This window comes from Pseudomonas sp. MC6 (assembly GCF_054790575.1).
On the sequence record NZ_CP186504.1, the window covers coordinates 2,480,095 to 2,504,738 of the forward strand.

28 protein-coding genes are annotated in these 24,644 nt (G+C 55.7%); 9 read left to right on the forward strand and 19 right to left on the reverse strand.

Annotation, left to right across the window (positions count from 1 at the left end):
* Positions 1–82: 82 nt before the first annotated feature.
* Both ACOYXE_RS10970 and ACOYXE_RS10975 read left to right on the forward strand, forming a co-directional pair.
* Positions 83–472: a DUF2946 domain-containing protein gene (locus tag ACOYXE_RS10970; protein ID WP_016982997.1), complete on the forward strand. Its 390-nt coding sequence runs from the start codon at positions 83–85 to the stop codon at positions 470–472.
* 92 nt (positions 473–564) lie between these two features.
* Positions 565–2,697 carry a TonB-dependent receptor gene (locus ACOYXE_RS10975; RefSeq protein WP_460929158.1) on the forward strand — a complete coding sequence of 711 codons (2,133 nt, stop codon included), beginning with the start codon at positions 565–567 and terminating at the stop codon, positions 2,695–2,697.
* An 89-nt stretch (positions 2,698–2,786) separates the two neighbouring features.
* Here the strand turns inward: ACOYXE_RS10975 and ACOYXE_RS10980 are convergent, their stop codons facing one another.
* The 3 genes from ACOYXE_RS10980 to ACOYXE_RS10990 form a co-directional block, all read right to left on the reverse strand.
* Positions 2,787–3,803 (reverse strand): ABC transporter substrate-binding protein, encoded by a 1,017-nt coding sequence (locus tag ACOYXE_RS10980; protein WP_405124095.1) that lies wholly within the window; start codon positions 3,801–3,803, stop codon positions 2,787–2,789.
* A 127-nt stretch (positions 3,804–3,930) separates the two neighbouring features.
* Positions 3,931–4,128, reverse strand: coding sequence for a hypothetical protein (locus ACOYXE_RS10985; protein WP_405124096.1), 198 nt, complete (start codon positions 4,126–4,128; stop codon positions 3,931–3,933).
* Positions 4,125–4,595 (reverse strand): hypothetical protein, encoded by a 471-nt coding sequence (locus ACOYXE_RS10990; RefSeq protein WP_038366424.1) that lies wholly within the window; start codon positions 4,593–4,595, stop codon positions 4,125–4,127. Before ACOYXE_RS10990 ends, ACOYXE_RS10985 begins: the two co-directional genes overlap by 4 nt.
* A 401-nt stretch (positions 4,596–4,996) precedes the next feature.
* On the opposite strand from ACOYXE_RS10990, the gene ACOYXE_RS10995 reads away from it, so the two are divergent.
* Positions 4,997–5,248, forward strand: a complete 252-nt coding sequence (locus ACOYXE_RS10995) for a hypothetical protein (RefSeq protein WP_160057346.1) — start codon at positions 4,997–4,999, stop codon at positions 5,246–5,248.
* Positions 5,249–5,296: 48 nt separating this feature from the next.
* Positions 5,297–5,533 (forward strand): DUF2789 family protein, encoded by a 237-nt coding sequence (locus ACOYXE_RS11000; protein WP_405124097.1) that lies wholly within the window; start codon positions 5,297–5,299, stop codon positions 5,531–5,533.
* Between the two features lie 7 nt (positions 5,534–5,540).
* Here ACOYXE_RS11000 and ACOYXE_RS11005 read toward each other — a convergent pair whose 3' ends face one another.
* The 3 genes from ACOYXE_RS11005 to ACOYXE_RS11015 all read right to left on the reverse strand — a co-directional run bounded on the left by ACOYXE_RS11005 (position 5,541) and on the right by ACOYXE_RS11015 (position 8,095).
* Entirely contained in the window at positions 5,541–5,744 is a 204-nt protein-coding gene (locus ACOYXE_RS11005) for a hypothetical protein (protein WP_016982990.1), read from the reverse strand.
* A 113-nt stretch (positions 5,745–5,857) separates the two neighbouring features.
* Complete coding sequence (locus ACOYXE_RS11010; RefSeq protein ID WP_460929162.1) at positions 5,858–7,462, reverse strand: methyl-accepting chemotaxis protein; 1,605 nt, start codon at positions 7,460–7,462, stop codon at positions 5,858–5,860.
* 228 nt (positions 7,463–7,690) lie between these two features.
* Positions 7,691–8,095 (reverse strand): TraR/DksA family transcriptional regulator, encoded by a 405-nt coding sequence (locus ACOYXE_RS11015; protein ID WP_003225981.1) that lies wholly within the window; start codon positions 8,093–8,095, stop codon positions 7,691–7,693.
* Positions 8,096–8,496: 401 nt separating this feature from the next.
* On the opposite strand from ACOYXE_RS11015, the gene ACOYXE_RS11020 reads away from it, so the two are divergent.
* The 5 genes from ACOYXE_RS11020 to ACOYXE_RS11040 all read left to right on the forward strand — a co-directional run bounded on the left by ACOYXE_RS11020 (position 8,497) and on the right by ACOYXE_RS11040 (position 14,205).
* Positions 8,497–9,405: a MurR/RpiR family transcriptional regulator gene (locus ACOYXE_RS11020; protein WP_460929165.1), complete on the forward strand. Its 909-nt coding sequence runs from the start codon at positions 8,497–8,499 to the stop codon at positions 9,403–9,405.
* Between the two features lie 61 nt (positions 9,406–9,466).
* On the forward strand, positions 9,467–10,072 hold the full coding sequence (locus ACOYXE_RS11025) for a glutathione S-transferase (RefSeq protein ID WP_460929167.1): 606 nt from the start codon (positions 9,467–9,469) through the stop codon (positions 10,070–10,072).
* Positions 10,073–10,074: 2 nt separating this feature from the next.
* Entirely contained in the window at positions 10,075–11,193 is a 1,119-nt protein-coding gene (locus ACOYXE_RS11030; RefSeq protein ID WP_460929169.1) for a DNA alkylation repair protein, read from the forward strand.
* 372 nt (positions 11,194–11,565) lie between these two features.
* Positions 11,566–13,125: an AAA family ATPase gene (locus ACOYXE_RS11035; RefSeq protein ID WP_460929171.1), complete on the forward strand. Its 1,560-nt coding sequence runs from the start codon at positions 11,566–11,568 to the stop codon at positions 13,123–13,125.
* Positions 13,126–14,205: a hypothetical protein gene (locus ACOYXE_RS11040; protein ID WP_460929173.1), complete on the forward strand. Its 1,080-nt coding sequence runs from the start codon at positions 13,126–13,128 to the stop codon at positions 14,203–14,205.
* A 441-nt stretch (positions 14,206–14,646) separates the two neighbouring features.
* Here ACOYXE_RS11040 and ACOYXE_RS11045 read toward each other — a convergent pair whose 3' ends face one another.
* From ACOYXE_RS11045 to ACOYXE_RS11105, 13 genes are all read right to left on the reverse strand, one after another.
* Positions 14,647–15,306: a DUF2931 family protein gene (locus tag ACOYXE_RS11045; RefSeq protein WP_460929175.1), complete on the reverse strand. Its 660-nt coding sequence runs from the start codon at positions 15,304–15,306 to the stop codon at positions 14,647–14,649.
* A gap of 10 nt (positions 15,307–15,316) precedes the next feature.
* A complete protein-coding gene (locus tag ACOYXE_RS11050) occupies positions 15,317–15,973 on the reverse strand; it encodes a DUF2931 family protein (RefSeq protein WP_460929177.1) in 657 nt (218 codons plus the stop codon).
* An 11-nt stretch (positions 15,974–15,984) separates the two neighbouring features.
* A complete protein-coding gene (locus ACOYXE_RS11055) occupies positions 15,985–16,641 on the reverse strand; it encodes a DUF2931 family protein (RefSeq protein ID WP_460929815.1) in 657 nt (218 codons plus the stop codon).
* A 10-nt stretch (positions 16,642–16,651) separates the two neighbouring features.
* Positions 16,652–17,308 carry a DUF2931 family protein gene (locus ACOYXE_RS11060; RefSeq protein ID WP_460929179.1) on the reverse strand — a complete coding sequence of 219 codons (657 nt, stop codon included), beginning with the start codon at positions 17,306–17,308 and terminating at the stop codon, positions 16,652–16,654.
* Entirely contained in the window at positions 17,308–18,849 is a 1,542-nt protein-coding gene (locus ACOYXE_RS11065) for a phospholipase effector Tle1 domain-containing protein (protein WP_460929181.1), read from the reverse strand. The genes ACOYXE_RS11060 and ACOYXE_RS11065 overlap by 1 nt, the downstream gene beginning before the upstream one ends.
* 136 nt (positions 18,850–18,985) lie before the next feature.
* Positions 18,986–19,348 carry a DUF6124 family protein gene (locus tag ACOYXE_RS11070; protein ID WP_016982978.1) on the reverse strand — a complete coding sequence of 121 codons (363 nt, stop codon included), beginning with the start codon at positions 19,346–19,348 and terminating at the stop codon, positions 18,986–18,988.
* Between the two features lie 576 nt (positions 19,349–19,924).
* Positions 19,925–20,404 carry a GNAT family N-acetyltransferase gene (locus tag ACOYXE_RS11075; RefSeq protein WP_460929817.1) on the reverse strand — a complete coding sequence of 160 codons (480 nt, stop codon included), beginning with the start codon at positions 20,402–20,404 and terminating at the stop codon, positions 19,925–19,927.
* Positions 20,405–20,417: 13 nt separating this feature from the next.
* Entirely contained in the window at positions 20,418–20,630 is a 213-nt protein-coding gene (locus ACOYXE_RS11080) for a DUF4287 domain-containing protein (protein ID WP_016982975.1), read from the reverse strand.
* 125 nt (positions 20,631–20,755) lie between these two features.
* Positions 20,756–21,649 carry a tetratricopeptide repeat protein gene (locus ACOYXE_RS11085; RefSeq protein ID WP_460929184.1) on the reverse strand — a complete coding sequence of 298 codons (894 nt, stop codon included), beginning with the start codon at positions 21,647–21,649 and terminating at the stop codon, positions 20,756–20,758.
* 293 nt (positions 21,650–21,942) lie between these two features.
* Entirely contained in the window at positions 21,943–22,635 is a 693-nt protein-coding gene (gene arsH, locus ACOYXE_RS11090) for an arsenical resistance protein ArsH (protein ID WP_460929186.1), read from the reverse strand.
* A gap of 12 nt (positions 22,636–22,647) precedes the next feature.
* Positions 22,648–23,118: an arsenate reductase ArsC gene (locus tag ACOYXE_RS11095; RefSeq protein ID WP_460929188.1), complete on the reverse strand. Its 471-nt coding sequence runs from the start codon at positions 23,116–23,118 to the stop codon at positions 22,648–22,650.
* A gap of 14 nt (positions 23,119–23,132) precedes the next feature.
* The gene (locus tag ACOYXE_RS11100) at positions 23,133–23,480 is read right to left on the reverse strand and encodes a metalloregulator ArsR/SmtB family transcription factor (protein WP_460929190.1); all 348 of its coding nucleotides are present in this window, start codon (positions 23,478–23,480) and stop codon (positions 23,133–23,135) included.
* 208 nt (positions 23,481–23,688) lie between these two features.
* The gene (locus ACOYXE_RS11105) at positions 23,689–24,573 is read right to left on the reverse strand and encodes a LysR family transcriptional regulator (RefSeq protein ID WP_180699467.1); all 885 of its coding nucleotides are present in this window, start codon (positions 24,571–24,573) and stop codon (positions 23,689–23,691) included.
* Positions 24,574–24,644 lie beyond the last annotated feature (71 nt).

Below are 24,644 nucleotides of genomic sequence, written 5' to 3' on the forward strand. Positions count from 1 at the left end.
TGGAAAGGGATTTGAACAAATCATCCTAGTCGGATTTTTTTCAAGTGCACGACCGATCAGCGGTACGGTAAAGTGCCGCCCCATGAAATTCTCCCGTTCCGATCGCTCACTGCTGGCCTGGATGCTTTATTGCTGCGTCCTGTTCAACGTGTTCGCCTGCAGCATCGGTCACGGACAAATGGTCGGCATGCAACTCAACGGCATCGGCGGCCAGTTCTGTACAGTCGACCCGGCCACTCAAGCGCCGCTCGCCAGCAATCCCACCGAAGAACAACTGCCGACGCTGTCCAAGGCGTTTGGCTGCCCGCTGTGCTCGGTCGGCGGCGGCATGGGCCCGGCGTTCAACTCCAGCCTCACGCTGGCGATCCTGCCGGAACAACACAGCCCGCCACTGGCGCCCATCGTCAGCGCTGACCTCCCTGCCCGCTTCACCTGGCCTTCGGCCAACCCCCGCGCCCCACCGCTCGCCTGAATATCCCTGCCTTTTTGATTTGTCAGCCCACTGCGCCAACGCGCGGCGTTTGCCTGTGCGCTGACTCCTAGACAAGCATTCAGGATTCAATGATGAAACAACTCACTCTGCTGGCGAGCCTGTGCGGCTGCCTGTCCGTTAACGTCTGGGCGCAATCCACTGTGGATCTGGCGCCGATCACCATCGATGGCGAGTCCGGCATAGAACCGGGCCTGAGCCTCGACCAATCCAGCGGCATGGCCTCGCGTCTGGGTTTGAGCGTGCGCGACACACCGGCTTCGGTGGCAATCGCCAAGCGCAACGACATCGAGCGCCACGGCGCGCAGAACTTCCAGGACGCCGCCAACACCCTGCCCGGGGTCAACGCCAGCGCGCCGCCGGGCTTCGGCGGATTCGTTTCCTACCGTGGTTTCACCAGCAGCCAGATCACCCAGATGTTCAACGGCATCAACGTTTCCGGCGGTCTCGCGCGGCCCGTCGATTCGTGGATCTATGACCGCGTTGAACTGGTCGGCGGCCCGTCATCGCTGATCAATGGCGCAGGCTCCGTCGGCGGCTCACTGAACTACGTGACCAAACTCGCCAGCCGCGACGAACAAGCTGTTGAAGGCCGGGTCAGCTACGGCACCTACGACACCACCGAAACCGCGTTCGGCCTCAACCATACCCTGACCGACCCAAGCGCCGACGTGCAGCACTACGCGCGACTCGACGTCAGCCACAACACCAGCAACGGCTACATCGACCGCCAGGAGCGCGATGCCTGGAGCGTGGCGTTCTCGCTGCTCAGCGATCTCACTCCGAACCTGTCGCACACGCTGGCGCTGGAATATCAGGACGAACACGAAGACAGCCCTTACTGGGGCACGCCCGTGCTCAATCCCAAGGCCGGCGAATTGAAGATCGACAAACACAATCGCTTCAACAACTACAACGTCGAGGACGGACGTTACGAGCAGCGAACGATCTGGGTACGCTCGATCATCGACTACCGCATCAACGACAACACCACCCTGCGCAACACGCTGTATCACCTCGACAGCCAGCGCGATTACCGCAACCTCGAAACCTACCAGTACAACGCCGACAACACCGCGGTGAACCGTTCGACCGCCTATCAGGTTCGCCATCAGGGCGAACAGAACGGCAACCAGTTCGAACTGCGCCACGACAACACGCTTTTAGGTCTCGACACCACGTGGTCGGGGGGCTTCGAATACAAGGTCAACCAGACCACCAACTCGCCGCTGAACATCAAAGGTGCGAGCACCGTTGACCCGAACAACTACCGCCCGGGGCACTTCTACGACATTCCCGGCACCAACCCGAAATTGATCAGCGACAAAACCAACGAGGTCACCACCAAGGCATTGTTTGTGGAAAACCGTTTGGCGTTGACCGACAAACTGTCGCTGCTCACCGGTCTGCGCTATGACGACATTGACCTCGATGTGACCAACCATCGCACCGTCACCGCCGCCAATCCCAAGCACCTCAAGCGCAGTTGGGAGCCAGTCACCGGCCGCGCCGGCCTGAGCTACCAGTTCATTCCGTCGGCCAACGTCTACGTGCAATACAGCACCGCCGCCGAGCAACCGAACGGCACGCAGGATTTCGACGTCTCGACCGGCAAGCAGTGGGAGATTGGTAGTAAATTCGATTATCTGAATGGGCGCGGCTCGGCGACGATTGCGGCCTACACCATCGAGCGAAAAGACTTCGCGGTGACCGACCCGCTAGATCCGGCCGGCAGCATTCCGGTCGGTCAACAGACGTCGAAAGGGGTGGAAATCGCCAGTTCGTTGCGGATCACCGATAAGCTTTTGGCCGAAGGCAACTTCGCCTGGGTCGATGCGCAGTACGATGATTTCACCGAAAAGAATGCCGCCGGCGTGGTGGTGTCACGCAAGGGCAACACGCCGACCAATGTGCCGGATCGGGTCGGTAATCTGTGGCTGACCTATGACTTTTCGCCGCAGTGGCACGGTGGGGTTGATGCACGATATGTGGCGTCGGTGTATGCCGATACTGCGAATACCATGACCGTGCCGTCGTACACACTGTTCGGCAGCTTCCTCAGCTACAAGGTGGATTCGCATACCACCGTGACCGGGCGCGTGCGTAACCTGACCAATGAGGTGTATGCCGAGTTTGCGCATGTTTCGCCGGCGTATTACCTCGGTACACCGCGCACCTTTGAATTGGCGGTGCAGACCCGATTCTAAAAGCATCGCGAGCAGGCTCACTCCTACAGGGGAATGCATTCCAATTGTAGGAGTGAGCCTGCTCGCGATGAGGCCAGCCGCATCAGCCTCTATTTCAAATCAGCCGAAACCTTCTCCGCCACATCCTTCGGCAACCAGGCCTGCCAAACGTCCGGGTGCGCCTTCATGAATGCCTCCGCCGCCTCACGCGGCGCCGTGTGCTTCTCGCTCATCTCGGCCAACGCCTTGTTCAGCGGCTCGATCGGGAAATCCACTTTGCTGAAAAACTCGGCAATCTGCGGATACTGCTTTTGAAACGGCGTAGACACACCAATCGACAGCTTCGACGCCAGCGACCGGGTCGGTTTCGGATTGGGATTATCGGCATCGGTCAGCGTTTTCCACGCCTCGGCATCAAACGGCGGCTCTTCCAGTTGCACCAGTTTGAACTTGCCCAGCAGCGGCGTCGGCGACCAGTAGTAAAACAACACCGGTTTGCCACGACGAATCGATGAGCTGATCTCGGCATCCAGCGCCGCCCCCGAGCCACTGCGGAAGTTGGTGTAGTCGTCCTGCAATCCGTAAGCCGTCAACTTCTGTTTGTTGACCACTTCCGAGGTCCAGCCGATCGGGCTGTTGAGGAACCGCCCCTTGTTCGGGGCTTCCGGATCCTTGAACACGTCCTTGTACTTCTTCAGATCACTGACACTGCGCAGATCCGGCGCCAGCGGCTTGATGCCTTTGGCTGGGTCGCCCTTGATCACGTATTCCGGCACCCACCAGCCCTCGGTAGCGCCCTTGACGGTATCACCGAGGCTGACGACTTTGCCTTCGGCCTCGGCTTTGACCCACACAGGACTGCGCCCGGCCCACTCCTCACCAATGACCTGAATGTCATTGTTGGCCAGTGCGGTTTCCAGCGTGATGGTGGTGCCAGGCAAGGTGTCGGTTGGCAAGCCGTAACCCTTCTCGACGATGATCCGCAGCACATCGGTAATCAGGCTGCCGCTTTCCCAGTTCAGGTCGGCAAAATGGATCGGCGCCTGGGCGGCCGTCACCGATTGCGCTGATATCAGCAAACCGAACGTGGCCACGCTGGCGGCCAGTAACCGTCGAAATCCGTTCATGCATTGCACCTCGTGCTGTTCACAGCAATGGCAGGATGGCCTGACAGAAGACCGCAAGCCTCTGAATACTCAGTCAACTGACTGTAGCCGAGGTTCCTGCTTTTTCCGGGCCATGCCCCAGACGAGGTTACGAATCAGAATTTTCCTGCAAGCTTTGCAGCTCGCGTCTGACCATGCTGGCGTATTCCGCGGGACGTAACTGGTAGATCTGCGCAGCCACCCAGTTCAGCCAGGCGCCCTGCAATTCGGCCTTGGCGGCGAACAAACGCAGGGCTTCCTCGCGTGCAGTGTCGAGGTTCTGCGAATGGAAATCTGAGCGACTCACTCGCTGGCCTTGAACGTCACCAGCTCGCCCTTGCGCCATTTGGCGGCTTTGGCGGTCACGGCTTTCAGGGTTTTGGTCAGGCCTTCCTGCAATTGCTGATGAGCGGCGAACACGGTCACCACGCTGTGGCCTTCCTTGAACAGGATCGCGTGCCCGTCAGCAGTTTCGACGAAGGCGTAATCGCCCAGTCCATAGACCGTGAGTTTGATTTCGCGAAAGCGGATATCCATCTTGCCGCCTTCACGGCTGGGCAAGACCGATGCACTGAAATGATCGCCGACCTTGAGCTTGAGCCCTGGTTTGTCATCGACCACCAAGGCGCTTTCGGTGTCGATCTCGGCCACGTAAATGCCTTCGGCGTTCTGCTCGGTGATGTAAACAAAACGCGACTGGAACAACTTGACCAGCTTTGCACGCAAATCACCCAACACGAACAAAGCATGCATATCGAGATTACTGACTGCCAAAGAAACATCCCCACATCTGAAAAAACCGCACACGGAAAACGCGCACGGCAAAAAAAAGCCAGGCCAATGCAACTACCAAATGACTCAAATAAATACCCGAATCGAGCAGAGTGCTGATTCAGCGCGAGGCCCCTAAGACTACTGGATTGTCACTCGCGAAACTCATCCAGATTTCGCCAAAGCTTGAAGGAAAAATCCTCACCGTTGGCAAGAGCAGTCTGACTACGAACTTTAGGGAAAATTCTCACGAAAAAAAGCACTTTTCCGACATATCGCTGGCGAAAAATTGCTTTAGATAAGCCCTGTCGTCAACAGGTACTGGCGATTCTAGAGCAGCGATGCTCATTCCGACTACCCGAAACGGCCTGTAAATATCGGCCAACTGATGAAAAGGACTTCATATGTGCACTCGGACTCACTTTGCCATGACCACAGACGCCCGTATCGAATCGCCGCTGATCCTGCATCTCAGCGCCATCAACGAGCATTGGCCACGCTTTCAAGTCGTACCGGCCGGCAACGCCTTCTTCCACATCAAGGAAACCTCGACCGGGCGTGTAAGAGGTTTCCGTGAAGATCACAACGAAGCCTGCGCCCTCGCCCGCTCACTTGAATCGAAGATCGAACTCCTGGCGAATGGCTGCCTCAGATAAAGAGAGTGATCGACCGCGCCGTACCGGCGCCCACCGAAGGAGTACACGATGGAACTGCCAGCATACGATCTAAAAACCCTGTTCGATCAACTGGGGTTGCCTTCAGATGGCACAGCAATCGACGATTTCATCGAAAAGCATCAGTTGACCTCTGAGACCAAACTGATCGACGCCGATTTCTGGACGCCGCAACAGGCGCAATTACTCAAGGAATGGTTAAGGGCCGACGGTGAAGAGGCGATCGTGGTTGATGAACTGAATGTGCGCCTGCACGACGGCAAGTAATCAGGAGTCAGTGAAGGCTGTCACCCGGCTCAGCGTGCAATTGCGCGAGCCACGCAGCCTTGCACTCCTCCGCCTCGTCGCGACTGGCAAACGCGGTACCGCGACGCTCGCCATTGAGCAACACCACCCAGCAGACGCTGCGGCCCATTGCGCGCAAACCGGCCGGCACGCCACTGCCGATCATCACGGCAACATCAACTCTGCACTGCATGCAGCCCTCCCGAAATCATTAGCTACCTAACTAAGCGGGCAGATTAATGGTTTCTTGCGGGCGGAAACAGCAAGCTCCGTGCACAGATTCATTGCACCGCAAGTAACAATCCCTCAGCGCGGACTTTCCGGTTTATAGCCCAGACGCAATCCGCCCCAGTGCCGGCCCTTGATCATGATCGGCACCGACAAGTCATGCATCAGCTCACCGGTGTCGCGAGTGTAGGTCTGCAACAACACCGGTTGCTGATGGCTGCCGCAGCGAATACCCGTGCGGTCGGCAAACTTGCGTTTGGTGCGATTGTTCACCGCGTCGACCTGCGCATCGCCCGTCAACGGTTGACTGAACAGTTGATTGTGCGTCGGCACATAACCCTGCTGCGTACAGGCAATGGCGAACACCAGCCCTTCGTGACGCGGCAACAATGGCTCCTGAATCGCCGGCAGCACCTGATCGGTGTAACGGTCGAAACGGGTCTGAAATTTCGCCGGTTGCGTATTCGGGATCGGCAGATACTGACGGTCGAACAAATCCTCAAGACTAATCCGCCCCTGCTCGACATCCGCCTCAAATCGCGCAGCAATCTGGCTCGCGCCTTCGCGGGCCAGGTCGTAGATGCGCTGGTGATAGTCATCCAGACCGACTTCGGCCAGACGCTCGCTGATGGTTTCCGCCTGCCCTTCCATTTGCACAGCGGCTTCGGCGAGGCGGCGCGTCTGTTGATCACTGATCGCCAAGTCGCTGCGCATTTGCTCGATGGCCTTGAACAGACTGTCGAGTTGCTCGCGATTGGTTTCTGCACCTTGGGCAATTTCACCGACCTGACTTTCCACCCCGGCTGCCAATCGCGCAATGTTCTGCAGATGCTGGCCGGTGTGCTCGACCTGCTCGACACCGGTCTGCAGATCGCTGGACAGCTCACGAATCTGCTCAACCACCTGCGCCGTGCGCTGTTGAATGTCCGCGACCATCTCGCCCACTTCACCGGTTGCCGAAGCTGTGCGTGCCGCCAACCCGCGAACTTCGTCCGCCACCACCGCGAAACCACGACCATGCTCACCGGCCCGCGCCGCTTCGATCGCCGCGTTCAATGCGAGCAGATTGGTCTGGCTGGCAATCGACTGAATTACCAGGGTCACGCGCTGAATATCATCGCTGCGCAGACTCAAGGCTTCGATCAATTCACGGCTGGCATTGGCGCGCTGACTGAGCTGATGCATGCGCGCGATCGAATCTACCAGTTCCGTGCGTCCCGCCGCGCTGCTGTGATGCGCCTGGCTGGCCGCCTCAAGCGCTGCACGGCTGAGCTGCGAAGTCGCATGTTCGGTGGCGATCATCACCTCGGCGTTGCTGACGATCTGCGCCGCCGCATCAAGTTGCGATTCGAGTTTGCTCGCCAGTTCCTTGACCGAAAATGCCACGCCCGCCGCCGACAAGGCGTTATGACTGGTGGTGTAGGAAAGGTCGCGGGTCAATTCAGACATGGCGCTGCCAGGGTCGGCAGGCTGAGATTCGGGGGTGGCTCGGGAGCGCAGGCGCGGCAGCCAGACGATCAGCACCGCCAGCGGCATGCCAATGTACAGCGACCATCCGGCAAGGGACATGCCGGCCAGCAACAGCATCAGGGCGATGCTTTGCAGGGTCGGTGCGATCCAGCGGTTTTTCGGCAAAAGCACTGGTGCAGGCAAAGCCCCAACCAGAGATCCATCTCTCGTCATATCAACACCCCACGCTTGTTCTCATTGTTGTGACTGCATTAAACGCCACTACAACGCCATTATCCATGGTCCGTTAGTCGTGGGGTCTGTGGCAGGTCAATGGAATCGCGGGGAAATATTGCGGACGAGCAAAAACAAAGATCGCAGCCTCCAGCAACGCCTGTGTAGGAGCTGCCGAAGGATGCGATCTTTTCAAGGCGCCCCTATCGAAAGGGTCACCTCACAGAATCAGGCCTGACGCTGGTGCTTGTCGATCTGCTCGTGACGCTCTTGAGCTTCGATGCAGTACTTGGTGGTCGGGCTGATCAGCAGGCGTTTCAGGCCAATGGCCTCGCCGCTGTCATCGCACCAGCCAAAGCTGTCTTCCTTGATGCGCTCAAGGGCTTGTTCCAGTTGCGGCAGCATGCGCTGGTCGCGATCGATCGCGTTCACCAGCCAAGTGCGCTCTTCTTCAACCGAAGCCGCGTCCGCCGGGTCAGCCGGGGTGTCCAGGCTTTCGATGGCGATACGGTTTTGCTCAATGCGCTCGTGGGTTTCGACTTTCATGTTCTGCAACAGCTCAGTGAAGAAAGCGTGCTGCTCGGCATTCATGTAGTCATCTGCCGGCATGGCCAGCAACTTGTCCTTTGTCATTGATATCTCTATAAAAAAACGTGCATTAAGGCGAATTAGGGAGCGTTTCGGCGAACCGCGTGCGGTCGGCGAAAAGGCATCGTTTATTGCAAATGCCACCCGGCACTCAATTTACGAGGGGCGGCAGTCTAAGGCCCGAATGAGGCCTCAGCAACTGTAAATACAGGGAATTTGTCCGACAACGTTCGGAAACTGCTCTGACACAGGGTTCACACGGCCATCGGAGTGCGTTTATAGCAAGAAATTCAGTCGAGCGGCTGTATATAGAAGACAAACGGCTAACCACGCAGCGCCCAGACGCAATTTTTTACCACGCACTGCATCGTTTCAGCAAAGCAGACCTGCAAAAGCCCCCCTACTATCAGGCCCACCGTGTGATCAACCAGCCTGAAGGATGACCTATGCCCCGCCCCGATCTGCCGGCCACCGACGAGGTTTCACTCGCCAGCCCCCCGATCAATGCCGAGCGCCTGCTGCAACTGATCACCGACGAATACGACGCGCTGCCGCGCCAGCTCAAACGCATCGCCAGCTACATCAGCCAGCAGAGCGACCGGATCATGGTCGACCGCATCAGCGACATCGCCCGCGAGTGCGAAGTCCACCCGTCCGCCATCGTGCGCTTCTCGCAACGCTTTGGTTTTAGCGGCTTCAGCGAAATGCAGGCGCTGTTCCGCAGCGCCTACACGCACAAAGCCTCGCCAGTGCAAAACTACCAGCAACGCATCCGCAGCATGATCGCCAACCAGTCGCAGCAAGCCAGCGCCGGCGACCTCGCCCGTGAATGCATCGACGCCACCGGCTCCGGCATCGAACGCCTGGGCCGCGAACTCGACGACGCCGCGTTCGAAAAAGCCGTCGACCTGATCGTCAACGCCGACAACATTTATGTCGTCGGCGTACGCCGCTCCTTCGCCGTCGCCGACTACCTCGCTTACAACTTGCAACACACTCAGAAAAAAATTCATCTGGTGTCCGGGCTAGGCGGTAGCTATCGAGAGCAAATGCGCAGCGTGCGCGCCAACGATCTGGTCATCGCCATCAGCTTCGTGCCCTACGCCAAAGAAACCCAACACTGCCTGCGCTTCGCCCGCCAGCAGCAGGCCAACACCCTGATCCTCACCGACAGCCACCTCTCGCCACTGGCAAAACTCGCCCACAGCGTATTGCTGGTCAACGAAGGCAGCGCCCTCGCCTTTCGTTCGCTGAGTGCGACGCTGTGTTTGTGTCAGGCGTTGTTTGTCGCGGTGGCGTATCGGCTGGAACTGAATGTCGATGAGATTCACGAACAACCCGGCTTCGACGACTGACAATTGCCTCAACGTCGGCTAGGTTATGCCTTCCCACCGGTTTGACTTGAAGGAACGCGTCATGAAACTGATCGGCATGCTGGACTCCCCTTACGTGCGTCGCGTGGCGATCTCCGCCAAACGCCTTGGCATCGACCTCGAACACGAGTCGGTCTCGGTGTTCCGCCACTTCGAGCAATTCCAGCAGATCAACCCGGTGGTCAAAGCGCCCACACTGATCCTCGACGACGGCCTGGTCCTGATGGACTCGACCCTCATTCTCGACTACCTCGAAGCTAGTTGCGGCAAAAGACTGCTGCCAACCGACCTGAAACAACGCGCCCAAGCCCTGCGCCTGATCGGCCTGAGCCTCGCCGCCTGCGAAAAAGCCGTGCAGCTTTATTACGAACGCAACCTGCGCCCGGTCGACATTCAATACCAGCCGTGGGTCGAACGCGTCGAAGGCCAACTCGCCGCCGCGTTCACCGCCCTCGAACACGAACTGGAAAAAACCGGCCTGCCCACCGACGGCACCCTCACCCAGGCCGGCATCAGCCTCGCCGTCGCCTGGAGCTTCACCGACCTCGTCGTCCCCGACCAGATCGACACCCGCCGCTACCCCCACATCGCCCAATACACCGCCTACGCCGAAACCCTCGAAGCGTTCGTCAGCACCCCGATGACCTGACCATGAGCACCACCGACACCGCCGCCCCGGCGTTAAAGGAAATCTTCAACGCCGAGCGCTTGCAACACATCGCCCGCGAAATGAGCGCCGTGTACCCGGCGTTCAAGGCCAAGGCGTTTCTCAAACATGCCCAAGACGGACTCGCCGAATTATCAGTGATGCAACGCATGGCGCGTGTCAGTGAAAGCCTGCATGCGGTGTTGCCGCTGGATTACGAAGATTCCCTCGATGTATTGCGTGAACTCGCGCCGAGGCTGAACAGCGGATTCGTCAGCATGTGCCTGCCGCATTACGTCGCAAGCTACGGCGGACACGCGTTCGACACCTCCATGGACGCCCTGAAGTACTTCACCACCTTCGGCTCCTCCGAATTCGCCATCCGCCACTTTTTGCGCAGCGATCTGGAACGCTCACTGGAACGGATGCACGACTGGACCCGCGACGAGAACCACCACGTCCGACGACTCGCCAGCGAAGGCAGCCGCCCTCGCTTGCCTTGGTCGTTTCGGTTGGACGCGGTTCAGGCCGATCCACAGTTGGCCGCCGGGATACTGGATCGATTGAAGGCGGATGAGAGTTTGTACGTGCGCAAGTCCGTGGCGAATCATTTGAATGATGTGACGAAAGTGCATCCGGAGTGGGTGTTGGACACGATTGAAGGTTGGTCGTTGGAGAACAAGCACACGGCCTGGATTGCGAAACATGCGTTGCGGAGTTTGATCAAGCAGGGGGATTTGCGGGCGCTGACGCTGATTGGGGCCGGGGCGAAGGCTGAGGTTGAGTTGTTGGATGTGCGGGTTGAGCCGGCGGTGGTTAGGTTGGGGGAAGCGATTACGTTGTCGTTTGTGGTGAAGTCGACGGTGGCGCATGAGCAGCGGTTGGTGATTGATTATGCGATTGACTATGTGAAGGCGAATGGCGGGGTTTCGGGGAAGGTTTTTAAGTTGAAGACGGTGGGGTTGGCGGGGTTTGAGAGTTTGGTTGTGGGGAGGCGGCAGGTGATTAAGGATTTTACGACTCGGAAGCATTTTGAGGGGCTGCATGGGGTGCGGGTGATGGTTAATGGGGAGGTGTTGGGTAGTGCTGAATTCAACGTCATCGCTGGAGGAAGCCAAAGATAAACATCGTTGATTTGGGCATTACTTACGCGGTATGGAATGTCGGATGGGGTAGCTTTCTGCAATTAGCTTCCATTAATGATCGCCTGCATTCGGCGAGAACCGTCGGTCCGTCAATGGGACCATAATAGATTCCGCTAATGGACGCTCCGAAGGTTCAGCTACATCGAGGGACATATGCTAGGAGTGTTATGGCCAAATTTCCCACCTAATCTCAATTTTTTTTAATATGAGGTCATTTGGCCACTAGCCAAAAGCGGTATAAAACTGTAATGATTATCGGAGGTTTTCAGCCGTCCGCAGAGTCGAACCGTAACTAAGACCAATTGAAAATTATTTCACGCTCACGGCTAAATATCACAAGGAACGTACAGGATGTTGACCGAATTCAGAGTAAAAAACCTTAGAAGCTTAAAGGATACAGGCACGGTAAAACTTTCTCCAATAACTATTCTCCTGGGCGAAAACAGTTCTGGCAAAAGTACTTTTCTTCGGACATTCCCTCTTCTAAAACAAAGTGCTGAAACCACAACTCGGAGTTCAATTCTCTGGTTCGGGAAGTATGTCGATTTCGGAGATTTCGATCAAGCACTCATCAGGAAGCAAGGTGAAAAAGAAATCGTTTTTTCATTTGGGTTGACCGTTCCCGAGCTAATCTACCATCGACCGATCAGAGCTCAGAGTAATTCTCGCGATCGCAGCACCTCTAATATCACAGTAAATCTGAGACTAGCGTCTTTGGGAAAGGATGGCCTTACGAGAACTGCTGGAATTGATCTAGATATCGAAGGGAACTCAGTTAAAATTGATATCAACGAATCAAACAAAATTAGCTCCATAATTATTAACGGCGAAAACCACAGCCGGTATTGCGATAGTTACACGTACAGCTCAGCAGTCAGATTGCTTCCGCTCATTCGCGCCAAAAGTGACTCACCTAAAGAAGATTTATACAGAACATGGTGGAGTGGATTCTGGCCCGATGGAATTTTGGATGACCTGGTAGACTCTCTGAGAGTCTACTCAAATAAGCGGACAAGCCTAGAATCTCTTACCAATGCAGTTTACAAGGCTGCTATTGGCAAGCAGACAGATATGCTTATCAACTTCAAAAAAATGTTCAGCACTAACACTTGGAAAAGCAAAACTGTAAATACAGAGCGGGATGACGAAGTTTTTATTCGCTTTCAAAATCTTCTGATATTAGCTAGAACAGGAATGATACTCTACAATCTGGACGAGATCTTAGATCAAACATTCAGGCGAGTTTCTTATATTGAGCCTATTCGTGCATCAGCGCAGCGATACTATCGCTCACAAGATATCGGCGTAAAAGAGCTCGACTCAAAAGGCGAGAACTTAGCAATGTTTTTACGCAACCTAAGTGACCGGGAGAAAAACGCGCTTGATGAATGGTCTATGAAGGAGTTTGGATTTAGGACAGTAGTACAGTTCAACGGAGGCCATGTAAACTTGGGCGTCGCTTTCGACAAAAGCAAAGAGTCTTATAATCTTGCTGATATGGGCTTTGGTTACTCGCAAGTAATCCCAATCATAATACAACTTTGGACTATATTACATAAGCCTAGTCGCAATGGTATAGCGGGACTTTCTTACACCTGCGTCATTGAACAACCTGAGCTTCATCTTCACCCGCGCATGCAATCGAAACTTGCAGAAATGTTAGTTTCAGTAGTGAACACAGCTAAAGAATCTGATGTGATTCTGCATTTGATCATCGAAACGCACAGTGAGGTAATTGTCAATAAAATCGGACTGATGACGGCAATGGGGGTCTTGAAAAAAGATGACTCTACTATTGTGCTGTTCTCAAAAGAGCCCAATGCATCACAAACAATCGTTGAATTTAGTGGGTATCGTGAAAATGGGTCTCTTCACAACTGGCCGTATGGCTTCTTTGATTATGAGGCCTAAATGATTATTTATATTGACGAGTCTATTAAAGGCTGCGCAGTTAACGGAACCTTGAGTCCTACTGAGATAAGTGCACTTGAAGATATCGCATCTGCAGTGCGTTCTGGAGACCATTTAGTGCTCGGCGACGCTAAAGCGTTGATCTCTCTGAGCAAATTTGTAAAGCTGGGGGAATCTGCGCGGGCCGCATATAAAAGCGTATTTGTTAGAGTTCCCCAACAAGAATCAATTCTTGAAAAGGTTGAAGTCTATGTAAAGATCGTCCCAGGCGATGGTATTCCAACGCTTAGCACCGTTGCAGATCAGAAGATAATATCCATCCCCCTGATTTTTTGTGCGGACATGAACTTAAGAACCCCACTGGAAATAATCTTCGAAGAGATAAACGATCACTATATTTACGAAATAATTTCCAAATGGTATGTAAGCCAAACTTTGGCAGTAAAAACACTTAATCGTAAATATAGACCCATCCACGGCGGAGGCAATCGGACTTATGCGGTATTCGAAAGAGCGCAAAGAGACAATAATTTATTTTGTCTATGCATCACGGATTCGGACAAAAAGTATCCGACTGATAGCTGTGGACTGACCAGTGTAAAAGTTCGTGAGTCTAATGACTTGACTAAAGTCCTCGCGCACCACTTAGATTTAGATTTTCACGAAATAGAAAATCTCGTGCCATTATCTTTCATCTCAGAAAAATCAAATTCTCGCCATACCGATACGATGGTTACTGCTTTGAAATTCGCCGAGCAGAACGGACATCAAGAGGCAAAACTTTTTTTCGACTACAAGAAAGGCTTAAAGTTAGGCTATTTACGTACCTGCCCGGATGCTAGTATATATTGGAGCGCTGCATTACCCGAACTTCCTCAAGTTTGCTCTAAAGATTGCCTGCAAGCTAACTGCACATGCGAACTATTGAAACCATTACAGAATAGAGCTGAGATGCGGCTTCACATTGAGCAACTTGTGCCGCTACACCCAGATGAATGCCCTACTTTAAAAGCCTTGTGGAAAAGCATTGGATCTACGCTCACGAGCTGGAGTGTGGCGGGGCCGGCAAGATTGGTCTGATTCTTATTGAAAAAAAGGGACAGTTTTATTGTTTGAAAATCAATTCGTTGAGATCTATCTCTTCATAGGCCCCTACCTCCGTCTTATAGACGGAGATCGAGAATGCACAAAGTCTTGATTGTAAAAATCAACAAGCATTCTTAGGTTGCAGTTTTTATACATAGAAGTCGGACGTACTACCGTTGCCTTACCGAGGTCACCATCATAGGCTCTGACGTGAAACTCCTCCATTTCATTCCGAATCACGTAGTTGAAACCGCGGTACTCATATCCTGCGTCGTGGTCGACATCATCGAAGCGTGTAGTGTTTACAATTATCAAAACTAATTCCCATGATACGACTAGCGCCAACCAAACGTGTTGCGACACTCAGGTGGCATACGAGAACAGCCTCGTGAGGCGTTTCATACAGGGTGAGGTTGGAGGTCAGACGCACGCTACTCACCAACTACCGTAAGGGATACCGTACTTGTCGATATACCGCTTAGCCTTTTCACTCACCGGATAGGCGTATCGCCCTTCGTTCTTACCTTGGCTCGGCCCCAGTGGCTCAATTTCGGCCTGTGCTCGCGCGACCTTGACTGGGTGATGACATGAATCTCTTACCCAAACCTGCACGACACCGCCGGGAGCTAGACCTAAATAGACCGACGCCATGAATCTTGCTTCCCGATCGGGAGTCCGCGGGCAGCGCTGATTGACGGACGTCACCATCAACTTTCTGGCCTCCTCTGGAATATCTACCCATGCTTGCCAGGTTTTCTGTTCGACGATTGATTGCCAACGAACCCAGATGCGAACCGGCAAGTCTGCTCCCACCACCCTCCTCCCGCTGCCGCCAACCCCGCCTGTCCACCCCCGGGCTGACTCTGTTCCATCTTCAGGCTCTCCTCCAGCAGCGTTGCCGCCGCCGGCTTTGTAGAAAATCCTGTTGTTAACGTCTTGAACAGAACTGTTTTCAACCCAGACCTTCATGTAGTCCGGCTCAATAAACGCCAGCTCCCACCATTCGGACTTCGGGTCATTTTTGGCTGAGAGTGGATCAGTCGCTTGGCATCCTGTGATCAGCAAAACGCAAAGTATCGTTATGAGTTGTTTCATTGGTTAAGGATTACCAACTCCCGTACGGTATGCCGAATTTATCGATATACCGCTTGGACTTTTCGCTGACGGGATACGCATAGCGCCCTTGGTTCTTACCTTGACTAGGACCTAGTGGCTCAATCTCGGCCTGTGCTCTGGCGATCTTGACCGGACGATGGCATGAGTCCCGAACAAAAACCTGTACAACGCCCCCTGGAGCCAAACCCAAATAAATAGATGCGCTATAGCTGGCCTGTTGCTCCGGTGTTTCCGGGCAGCGCTGACTGACTGATTGCATCATCAGTTGCCTCGCCTCTTCAGGCAGATCCAACCAAATCTGATAGGTCTGCGGCTCAACAATGGATTGCCAGCGAACGTAAATGCGTTTGGGCAAGCCAGCGCCAATCACTGGTGTCGCAGCCGCACCTACCGCATGCCAACCGCGCGCGGACTCTTTGCCGTTTTCTGGCTCCCCGCCAGCGCCCGTCCCTCCTCCTGTGCGCATGAATAGCTTGCCGTTTATGTCTTCAACGGCACTGTCCTCAACCCAAACCTTCATGTAATAGGGTTCGGTGAACGCAAGCTCCCACGATTCGGATTTCGGGTCGTTTTTTAGGGATAGATGATAGGCAGACTGGCAGCCGCTCAGGAACAACACGCACACCGCAACAATGCATTGCTTCATTGGTTTACCGTCTACCAACTCCCGTAAGGGATACCGAATTTTTCGATATATCGCTTAGACTTTTCACTGAGGGGGTAAGCGTATCGCCCTTGGGTTTTCCCCTGACTCGGCCCCAACGGTTCGATATCGGCCTGCGCTTTCGCCACTTCGACCGGATGGTGACATGAGTCTCTTACCCAAACCTGGATGGCCCCGCCGGGAGCTAAACCCAGATAGACCGAAGATATATAGGTAGCTGTCTGATCTGGAGTTTTCGCGCAGCGCTGATTCACGGATGTCAGCATCAGTTGCCTAGCCTCTTCGGGTATATCCACCCAGGCTCGATAGGTCTGAGGTTCTACGATGGACTGCCAGCGAACGAAGATCCGTTTCGGGAGATCAGCACCCACTACTGCTTTCGCGGAACTGCCCACACCATGCCAACCTCGCGCCGACTCTGTTCCATCTTCTGGCTGCCCACCCGATGCGGATCCCTTTCCCGTACGAACAAACGTCTTTCCTTTGATGTCTTCGACGGAAGTGTCTTCAACCCACACCTTCATGTAGTCAGGTTCGGTGAAGCCTAGCTCCCACCAAGGAGATTTGGGGTCGTTTTTGGCTGATAGTGGATCGTTTGATTGGCAACCGCTAATCAACAGGACACAAAACATCGTTGTAAGTTGTTTCATCGGATGATGATTACCAACTTCCATACGGAATACCGTACTTGTCGATATAGCGCAGGGCCTTTTCACTCACCGGGTAGGCATAGCGCCCACCGTGCTTTCCCTGCTCCGGACCTAGCGGTTCATCTTCACCTTGGGCATGAGCGACTTGGACCGGGCGGTGGCATGAGTCTCTGACCCACGCTTGTAATACACCACCCGGGGCTAGGCCCACGTACAGAGAGGCCATATACCGTGCAGCTCTTTCAGGAGTTTCGGGGCAACGTTGGTGCGTTGAGTCCACCATCAACTGTCTGGCTGATTCTGGGATTTCGATGAATCCCTTGTAGGTCTTCTGCTCTGATATGGACTGCCAACGAACGAAGATGAGTTTGGGAAGATCGGCACCAATTACCGGAATACCAGAGCCACTGACAGTGCCCCAACCACGGGCGGACTCTGTGCCATCTTCGGGTTCACCTCCGGCAGCGGTTCTCCCTCCTGCCTTGAAAAACATCCTGTTTTGAATGTCCAGAACGGAGCTGTCCTCTACCCATATTTTCATGTAGTCCGGCTCAACAAACCCTAGTTGCCACCACGGGGACTTAGGGTCACTTTCGCCACTTTCTGCGGCTCTCGTCTGGCAACCCGCTAACAGAAAAACGCCCAGCAGAACAATCAACGCTCTCATTACCAAAGCTTCCAATCAGGTACGTGTGGGTGTTGTACGCGAATTGCGTCTGCCGTCGGCGCGTTGATGTAAACGGCTTCTATGCCGCTTGCATCCCTCCTGCCGAGGGGATGATTCCAGTTCGCGGAGGTGTGAATGTATTTGAGCTTTAGCAGCTTTTCTTCCTCAGCCGTGGTGCTGTAGTCGCCGGCGACAAAACGATTACACAATGCTTGCAAGTCATCTGGCACAGCGTACTCATCGCTCTCAGGCATATCGATGAACTGGACGCCCTTTTCCTTCGCCAGTTGATACATGACTCTCAAGTAGACGCGCGAGAGCTTGCCGCTCACTGGTCGCTTGAGTTGCAGCGCGGCGTACACACGCTTCTCTCGGGGTGCCAGTCGATCCTGATTGTCCGTAGGGAGTAAGAGCGCGGCCGGTGTGACAACTTCCAGTAGATTTGCAGGCCACCCTTTGGCAACCCACTGACTTTTCAGGCGTGCAGCATCCCGGTAGATCGATGTAGTTGCAACGTCAGTTTGGACTGAGACTTCAAGCGCTTGCATGGGACTGACCAACACGCATTCCTCGACTTCATCGAGGTAGCTTCCTCCGATATCCGAATGGACGCCGGGAAAGGTGTACTCCGGATGGTCGGGCTTAACCCGACTGAGCGCGAAGTTGGCGCGGCACTCATCGCGAGCTACGAGATGGACAACATCTTTGAAGAATCTGCGATCCAGATAAAGCTTCACACCGGGAGCGATAGGGCTCGTCACTTGACCAAGGTTGGTAAAACCGGCGATGGATGGCACTGTGTCGAACAGGCCGATAAATCCCATTTTGATACCGTTTCCGTATTGGCTATCAAAACTGCGGCTGAAATCTTTGGCGCTGTTGCTCAACAAGCTTCCTAGTGGTCCTTGCTTGCCTCGCACGATTTCATTTGAGAAATGCCGTGCAGCTGCTGCTCCACGACTGAAGCCAAACGTATCAAAAGTCAGAGACACTATTTCACTGCCAGGACTATCTAGCAGGGCTTCTTCGATGGTTTGTTTTATTTGTGCGAAAGACGCCTGAACACGTCCCACGACACCGGTATCACCGCGACCCATGCCAGAGCCTACGGCGCTGTCTTTCTCATTGTTTACAGTGCCAATACCGTCGACATAGACAGGACGTGATATGCATCTAAAGGCGCCAGCGCCCTCGGCTTTCTCGGTCTTTTTATATAGATCATGCAGTTTTTTAACATTGGTGAGTCCGGCTCCGTAACTGCTGTCCGGGTCACTCATGTACGGCATGCAACTGACGGGAATATCCTGAGGCGCAATCGGATGCTGCGCCCCACACAGCAATCCCGCCGCCGTGTTATTCGCATTATTCCCAGTGCCATCAAAGAAAACCCCAATCCTCAACGCAATCCCGATTTTCTCAGGTTCGCGCGCAGGTTCTTTCCCGTGTTTCTCATATTCCGCCCAACGCTGGGCGTGAATATCGACGGGTTTGGCTTCTTCGTAACGGTAATTTTTCGGGGGGTTGGGTACGTAGCCACTCATCCGTGATTCCTGGTTCTGATCCTTGAGAACGGCCCGAAGGGTGACAGCCGTGGCTGGGGGGCGCAAGCCGTGGCCGTGTGCCAGCCAGGCTGTGACAGCGGGGTTCGACGAGGGTTTCCCCTCGTCGGGGTGGGGGTTAGCTGGCGATTTCGACGTTATCCAGCGCTTGGTTTACGGCGATTTCGCCGAGCATCACCACCTGGGCGATGCCCAGTGCGGTTTTGCGGTGCGGGGTGTCGAGCATGGCGGCGAAGTTGAGGAGCATTTCGCTGGCGGAGCCGAGGGTTTCGCTGGCGTTGGCGAGCAGGGATTCGCTGTTGTACTTCGGGTTGGCGAGGTACATGCGTTCGGGCTGTTGGGTGCTGGCCATGATTTGGCTGGCGGGTTTGAGGTAGTGGTCGAGGGCGCGTTCGGCGGCTTCGTGGAATCGCTTGGAGTCGGGGGATTCGTAAGGGGATGTGGGGTCGGTTTCTGGTGGGTTGGGTGTTGGTTTGATCATTGATGAAGCTCCTACGTCAAAAAAAGGAGCCATCACTCTCGCTACCAAACGAGGGTGGCGGCCATGCGCAGGTTGGTAGACCGGGACGTAGAAAACCGGCGCGCCCGAAGACGCCCTGTGCATGACCACCATAAAGCCGTGTCGAACAGACACTGCGAATCATGATGCTTATGCAATCTACGAAAACTCAGGGCTACCAAACCCGATCGCTGTTTTCAGCGACCGACAGACGATAGAACCCGCGACCTAGACGCACAAGCCGGCGGATTCTGGCTTAGTCGTAGGTAACGGCGCAAGGCGTTGTAGGGTTTCGGTGGTTACTTGAGGCTTCGTTTAAACAGTGGTGGTTTTTACTGTTTATTTCGGTTAGTGGTTGATGGGGTGGCTGGGTGGGCGTCTTCGCGAGCAAGCTCGCTCCCACAGGGGGTTTGTGGGTGGCGCGAGACTTGTGGTGGCTGGGCTGGCGTCTTCGCGAGCAGGCTCGCTCCCACAGGTTTTGTGTCGGGCTCTGGGTTCGCGGTCGCTGGGCTGGCGTCATCGCGGGCAAGCCCGGCTCCCACAAGGATTGGGGGATGATTAGGGTCGGCGGCGCGTCATGTTGATCAGCGCTGAACGTCCACCATTCGGTGCCGGGCGCTCTTCGATGGAGTACGGCACGAAGCCGAGTTTTGGGTAGAGCAGCAGGCCTGCGGTGTTTTCGTTGAAGCAGGACAGTTGCACTTCCTTGGCCTGGTATTTTTCGAAACCCAGCGCGGTCATGGTTTCGAAGATGTACCGCGCAACACCCTGGCCTCGGGCGTAGGGCGCGACGATGACGTTGCCGATGCAGCAGATGCCATCGTGCTCAGCGCGGTAGAAATTGGCGAAGCCAACGAACTCGCCGTTGGCCAGAAAAGCCGTGGAGTCGAAGCGTTGGCTGATTGCACTGTGCATCTGCTCTTCCGTCAGCGGGAAGTTGGCTTTCGGGAACATGAAGAACAGTTCTTGTTCGCCCTGGGGAAAGCTGCAGAGGGTGTTGACGTCGTCGGCCGTCACGGGCCGGTGGGAGAAATTCATCGCTGCCTTGCCCTCACTTTTTACCCGCCAGATGATGCGCAACCAAGGCGTTGGCATGACCGTGGCCCATGCCGTGTTCTTCCTTGAGCCACGCCACCAGTTCCATGTGTTTCTTGTCGGTGATGCCGGCGAGCAGGTTCAGCCAGTGATCGATGGGCTGGCCGTATTTTTTCTCGATGGAGGGGAAGTACGACGCCGGGCCTTTTACCTTGTTGTCTTCGCTCATGCTGCAAGCTCCCTGTGGTCACGACGGAGGGTCGGCGGACGCTCCTTGTCGGCAGGGCATAGAGTGGACGCGAGACGCTGTTCCGGCAAGTGGCCCGCCGATCAGTTCGGGCCACACGGCACCCCTTATTTTTTCGATAGCGCTCTGAGTCGCTCTCTATCGGTCAGCCCATCGGTCCTGACGCTGGCGACAGTCGTGTGGTTTTTCTGCTGCGGCGAAAGGATCGGTTCGCCGGGGTATCGGTAATCGCTAAAGCCCTGCATGACTTTTTGGTCGATGGCACTGTTACCGCAACTTTGCCGCAAGGCAATCACTGGCACCAACGAGCCGGGGGTGTAAGTCAGTTCCAGCTGCACCGACTTGCGCTCGGGGGTCGACAGCTTTTCTTGCGCCAGCGCTTTCTCGATACCTTCAATCTTCGCCCTGACGCCGTACTGCATCCTATTGAGATAAACCTTGTTGTACTGCTGTTGTTGTTCGATCGTCATCACCACGCCTTTGGTGCGCAGGCGTTGGAGGTTGTCCCATGAGTCGGCTTTGAAATACAGCTTCAGCGCCCCCTGAAGGTCTTGCGGGCCGCCTTTGCCGCTCTCCAGAAACTCGGCGACTTTGAGCTCCATTGCGGTATTGCCGGGCTCCGCGATTGAGCGCTCATAAAAGTCCCGGGCAGCCACCAGATCGACCGGCCCGCCGACACCGGCTGCCGCCATATCGCCCAGTCGGCTGTAGACATTCGGCGCACGTCGGGCCACCGACTCATAGATGTCTTTGGCCTTCTCGATGTTTTTCGGCACGCCATGTCCCTGCTCGTACATCTCACCGAGGATCACCTTGCAGTTGGCGTTCTGGGTGCTGAGATAGCGGATCTCGTCGAACTGCTGCTCACTGATCGACGCTTGCTTGAAGTACGCCGCACAACGAAAGCTGGGGAATTCATCGTCCGCAAGATTGGGGCGATGATGGGATTTGCAGCCTGCAACGAGGGCAGTAAGCGCCAGTACAGCAACAACCTTGTTCATGAATGGCATCCGTTGAAATCGTGCAGATTTCATCGGCAGGCAGAAGCAAAACATGAAGTATCGGTTGCTCGAAAACACCAGAAAAAACCTGTGGGAGCGAGCCTGCTCGCGAAGGCGGTGTGTCAGCCAAGATCATCAACACCATCGCCACGCAGTTGGGCGGTCGAATCACCCTGGCCGACAGCGCTGAGGGCGGCCTGCGCGCCACCTTGTCGATGTCTAACCCGCTTCGCAACGTAGCACCCGCGAGCCGCCGCAGAGTGGTGTCTGCCGTCCCTCGCCGAGGGACGGCCTCAGATCGAACGCTGGTTGACCCGCGCCATCAATTGCTCAGCACTTTCCTTACGCTCGGAGTAACGATCGACCAGATGCGCCTGTTGATCGCGCAGCAGAACGGTGAACTTCACCAGTTCTTCCATCACATCGACCACACGATCGTAGAACGGCGACGCTTTCATCCGCCCGGCGTCGTCGAATTCCATGTAGGCCTTCGGCACCGAGGATTGGTTGGGGATGGTGAACATGCGCATCCAGCGGCCCAACACGCGCAACTGGTTGACCACGTTGAACGACTGCGAACCGCCGCAGACCTGCATCACGGCGAGGGTCTTGCCTTGGGTCGGGCGTACCGCGCCGAGTTCCAGCGGGACCCAGTCGATCTGCGCCTTGAACACGGCGGACATCGCGCCGTGCCGTTCTGGCGAACACCAGACCTGACCCTCCGACCACAGCACCAGATCACGCAGTTCCTGCACTTTGGGATGGTCGACCGGAACGTCGTCGGGCAGTGGCAGACCGGACGGGTTGAAGATGCGCGTCTCGGCGCCGAAGTGTTCGAGCAGGCGCGCGGCCTCCTCTACCAGCAAACGGCTGAAGGAGCGTTCGCGGGTCGAGCCGTAGAGCAGCAGGATGCGCGGTTTGTGTTCGCGCAAAGGGGAGACTCCTTCGAACAGCGAATGATCAAGATTGGGCAGTTGTTCTGACATGTGTCCTCCGACTCAGAGAGAGCCGATACGATCCAGCTCACGCTGGAGCTCAGCGCGGCTGAGTGCTTTAAATGGCAGGCCAAGGAAGGTCGCGCAGCGCCGCTCGATGATCGCCAGGGTTGCAGCAAATGCCGCGTCCACGGCGGCATCGTCGCCGGTCATATCCGAGGGATCTGCCAGGCCCCAATGGGCTTTGAGCGCGGGGCCGAAGTACACCGGGCAGCTCTCACCGGCGGCCTTGTCGCAGACGGTGATGACAATGTCTGGCGGATTGTCTTCGAACGCGTCATTGCCCTTGCTATACAGGCCATCGATGGCAATGCCGGCCTGTTGCAGCGTCGACAGGCTGCGCGGCAACACTTGGCCCTTGGGGAAACTTCCGGAGCTCACGGCCTCGAATCCGGGGCGCGCCAGATGATTGAACATGGCTTCGGACAGGATGCTGCGGCAGCTGTTGGCCGTGCACATAAACAGAATTCGCATGGTTTTTTGCTCCCTCAGCAGCAGGCGGTTTCGCGAACCGGACGACCGTCCATGTTCTGCAGACGCGCGGCGTTGTCCTTGAGCCAATCGGCGTTGGCTTTGGACGTCACTTGCAGGATTTCGCGTACCCACGCCGGCAGATTCGGGTTGAGACGGTAATAGACCCACTGGCCTTGACGGCGATCAAGCAGCAAACCATTGCTGCGCAGTTGCGCGAGGTGACGGCTGATTTTCGGTTGGCTGTCGTCGAGTGCACACATCAGCTCGCAGACGCAGAGTTCACCTTGATCGGCGATGAGCAGCATGGCTCGGACGCGGGTTTCGTCGGCGAGGCTCTTGAAGACTTCGGTGGGGGTGATCATGGGACGGGCTCATCACATACGGAAATCTGAATATACGGATATCCATATGTAAATCAACCCGGAGATGACACACATCTCGAGTGATATGCGCATACCCCCTGTGGGAGCGAGCCTGCTCGCGAAGGCGGTGGGTCAGGCGAGATTTGCGTATCAGATACACCGCTTTCGCGAGCAGGCTCGCTCCCACAGGGGGATTTGGATGCGGGGTTTAACCGCGTAAAAGCCCCTGCTCCGCCTCACACAACCCCACCACATAATCCCAGACCACCCGCAGCCGCACCGATTTGTGCAGCTCGCGCCGCGTGCTGATCCAGTAACTGCGCTCGATGCTTTCATCCGGCAGCAACGGCACCAGATCGGGATCCGACTCGGCCATGTAGCAAGGCAGCACCGCAATGCCCAATCCCGACCGCGCCGCTTCCTGCTGCGCAATGACACTGGTGCTATGAAACACCACGCGCGGGCTGCGGCAGAAGCTGTTGAGAAACATCAGTTCCTGGCTGAACAGCAAATCATCGACATAACCGATCCACGCATGCCGCCCGAGGTCTTCGCGGCTGTGCAGTGGCGGCGCCTTATCGAGATAGCGTTGGCTGGCATACAACGCGAGTCGATAGTCCGTGAGTTTGCGCGTGACGAGCATGTCCGCCGCCGGACGCTCCAGATGAATGCTGATTTCCGCCTCACGGTTAAGGATGCTGACAAAGCGCGGCACCGCGACCAGTTCCACTTCCAATCCCGGATAGCGCTCGAACAAGCCGATCATGCGGCTGGCGAGAAACTTGATGCCCAGTCCTTCGGTGACGCCGACACGAATCTTGCCCAGTGGCGCGGTGGATTGGGTGATCTCTTCCTGCGCCAACAGCGCAACGTTTTCCATCGCTTCGGCATGTTTGAGCAACGCCTCCCCCGCCGGGGTCATTTCGTAGCCTTGCGCGTGCTGGACGAACAGTGCGGTGCCGAGGCTTTTTTCGATGGCTTCGATATGGCGGGCGACGGTGGCGTGGGTGGTGTTGAGACGGCGGGCGGCGGTGAGCAGGCGGCCGCTGCGTTGCAGTTCGAGAAAAAACCGCAGGTCGTTCCAGTCGAACATGGTGTGTCCTTGTCGGCTATGGTCTATGCAGGCTGTTTGAAAACGCACAGCGGCTGCGCAAAAACTAACAT

What these genes read in the sequence shown, in the direction of transcription:
- ACOYXE_RS11070 (WP_016982978.1), bottom strand. Translation starts at nt 19,348, where the DNA reads ATGATCAAACCAACACCCAACCCACCAGAAACCGACCCCACATCCCCT.
- ACOYXE_RS11010 (WP_460929162.1), bottom strand. Translation starts at nt 7,462, where the DNA reads ATGACGAGAGATGGATCTCTGGTTGGGGCTTTGCCTGCACCAGTGCTT.
- ACOYXE_RS11060 (WP_460929179.1), bottom strand. Translation starts at nt 17,308, where the DNA reads ATGAGAGCGTTGATTGTTCTGCTGGGCGTTTTTCTGTTAGCGGGTTGC.
- ACOYXE_RS10995 (WP_160057346.1), top strand. Translation starts at nt 4,997, where the DNA reads ATGTGCACTCGGACTCACTTTGCCATGACCACAGACGCCCGTATCGAA.
- ACOYXE_RS11080 (WP_016982975.1), bottom strand. Translation starts at nt 20,630, where the DNA reads ATGAGCGAAGACAACAAGGTAAAAGGCCCGGCGTCGTACTTCCCCTCC.
- ACOYXE_RS10970 (WP_016982997.1), top strand. Translation starts at nt 83, where the DNA reads ATGAAATTCTCCCGTTCCGATCGCTCACTGCTGGCCTGGATGCTTTAT.
- ACOYXE_RS11020 (WP_460929165.1), top strand. Translation starts at nt 8,497, where the DNA reads ATGCCCCGCCCCGATCTGCCGGCCACCGACGAGGTTTCACTCGCCAGC.
- ACOYXE_RS11095 (WP_460929188.1), bottom strand. Translation starts at nt 23,118, where the DNA reads ATGCGAATTCTGTTTATGTGCACGGCCAACAGCTGCCGCAGCATCCTG.
- ACOYXE_RS11055 (WP_460929815.1), bottom strand. Translation starts at nt 16,641, where the DNA reads ATGAAACAACTTACAACGATGTTTTGTGTCCTGTTGATTAGCGGTTGC.
- ACOYXE_RS10975 (WP_460929158.1), top strand. Translation starts at nt 565, where the DNA reads ATGAAACAACTCACTCTGCTGGCGAGCCTGTGCGGCTGCCTGTCCGTT.
- ACOYXE_RS11000 (WP_405124097.1), top strand. Translation starts at nt 5,297, where the DNA reads ATGGAACTGCCAGCATACGATCTAAAAACCCTGTTCGATCAACTGGGG.
- ACOYXE_RS11035 (WP_460929171.1), top strand. Translation starts at nt 11,566, where the DNA reads ATGTTGACCGAATTCAGAGTAAAAAACCTTAGAAGCTTAAAGGATACA.
- ACOYXE_RS11065 (WP_460929181.1), bottom strand. Translation starts at nt 18,849, where the DNA reads ATGAGTGGCTACGTACCCAACCCCCCGAAAAATTACCGTTACGAAGAA.
- ACOYXE_RS11025 (WP_460929167.1), top strand. Translation starts at nt 9,467, where the DNA reads ATGAAACTGATCGGCATGCTGGACTCCCCTTACGTGCGTCGCGTGGCG.
- ACOYXE_RS11100 (WP_460929190.1), bottom strand. Translation starts at nt 23,480, where the DNA reads ATGATCACCCCCACCGAAGTCTTCAAGAGCCTCGCCGACGAAACCCGC.
- arsH (WP_460929186.1), bottom strand. Translation starts at nt 22,635, where the DNA reads ATGTCAGAACAACTGCCCAATCTTGATCATTCGCTGTTCGAAGGAGTC.
- ACOYXE_RS11045 (WP_460929175.1), bottom strand. Translation starts at nt 15,306, where the DNA reads ATGAAACAACTCATAACGATACTTTGCGTTTTGCTGATCACAGGATGC.
- ACOYXE_RS11105 (WP_180699467.1), bottom strand. Translation starts at nt 24,573, where the DNA reads ATGTTCGACTGGAACGACCTGCGGTTTTTTCTCGAACTGCAACGCAGC.
- ACOYXE_RS11050 (WP_460929177.1), bottom strand. Translation starts at nt 15,973, where the DNA reads ATGAAGCAATGCATTGTTGCGGTGTGCGTGTTGTTCCTGAGCGGCTGC.
- ACOYXE_RS11015 (WP_003225981.1), bottom strand. Translation starts at nt 8,095, where the DNA reads ATGACAAAGGACAAGTTGCTGGCCATGCCGGCAGATGACTACATGAAT.
- ACOYXE_RS11040 (WP_460929173.1), top strand. Translation starts at nt 13,126, where the DNA reads ATGATTATTTATATTGACGAGTCTATTAAAGGCTGCGCAGTTAACGGA.
- ACOYXE_RS11030 (WP_460929169.1), top strand. Translation starts at nt 10,075, where the DNA reads ATGAGCACCACCGACACCGCCGCCCCGGCGTTAAAGGAAATCTTCAAC.
- ACOYXE_RS11005 (WP_016982990.1), bottom strand. Translation starts at nt 5,744, where the DNA reads ATGCAGTGCAGAGTTGATGTTGCCGTGATGATCGGCAGTGGCGTGCCG.
- ACOYXE_RS11085 (WP_460929184.1), bottom strand. Translation starts at nt 21,649, where the DNA reads ATGAACAAGGTTGTTGCTGTACTGGCGCTTACTGCCCTCGTTGCAGGC.
- ACOYXE_RS11075 (WP_460929817.1), bottom strand. Translation starts at nt 20,404, where the DNA reads ATGAATTTCTCCCACCGGCCCGTGACGGCCGACGACGTCAACACCCTC.
- ACOYXE_RS10980 (WP_405124095.1), bottom strand. Translation starts at nt 3,803, where the DNA reads ATGAACGGATTTCGACGGTTACTGGCCGCCAGCGTGGCCACGTTCGGT.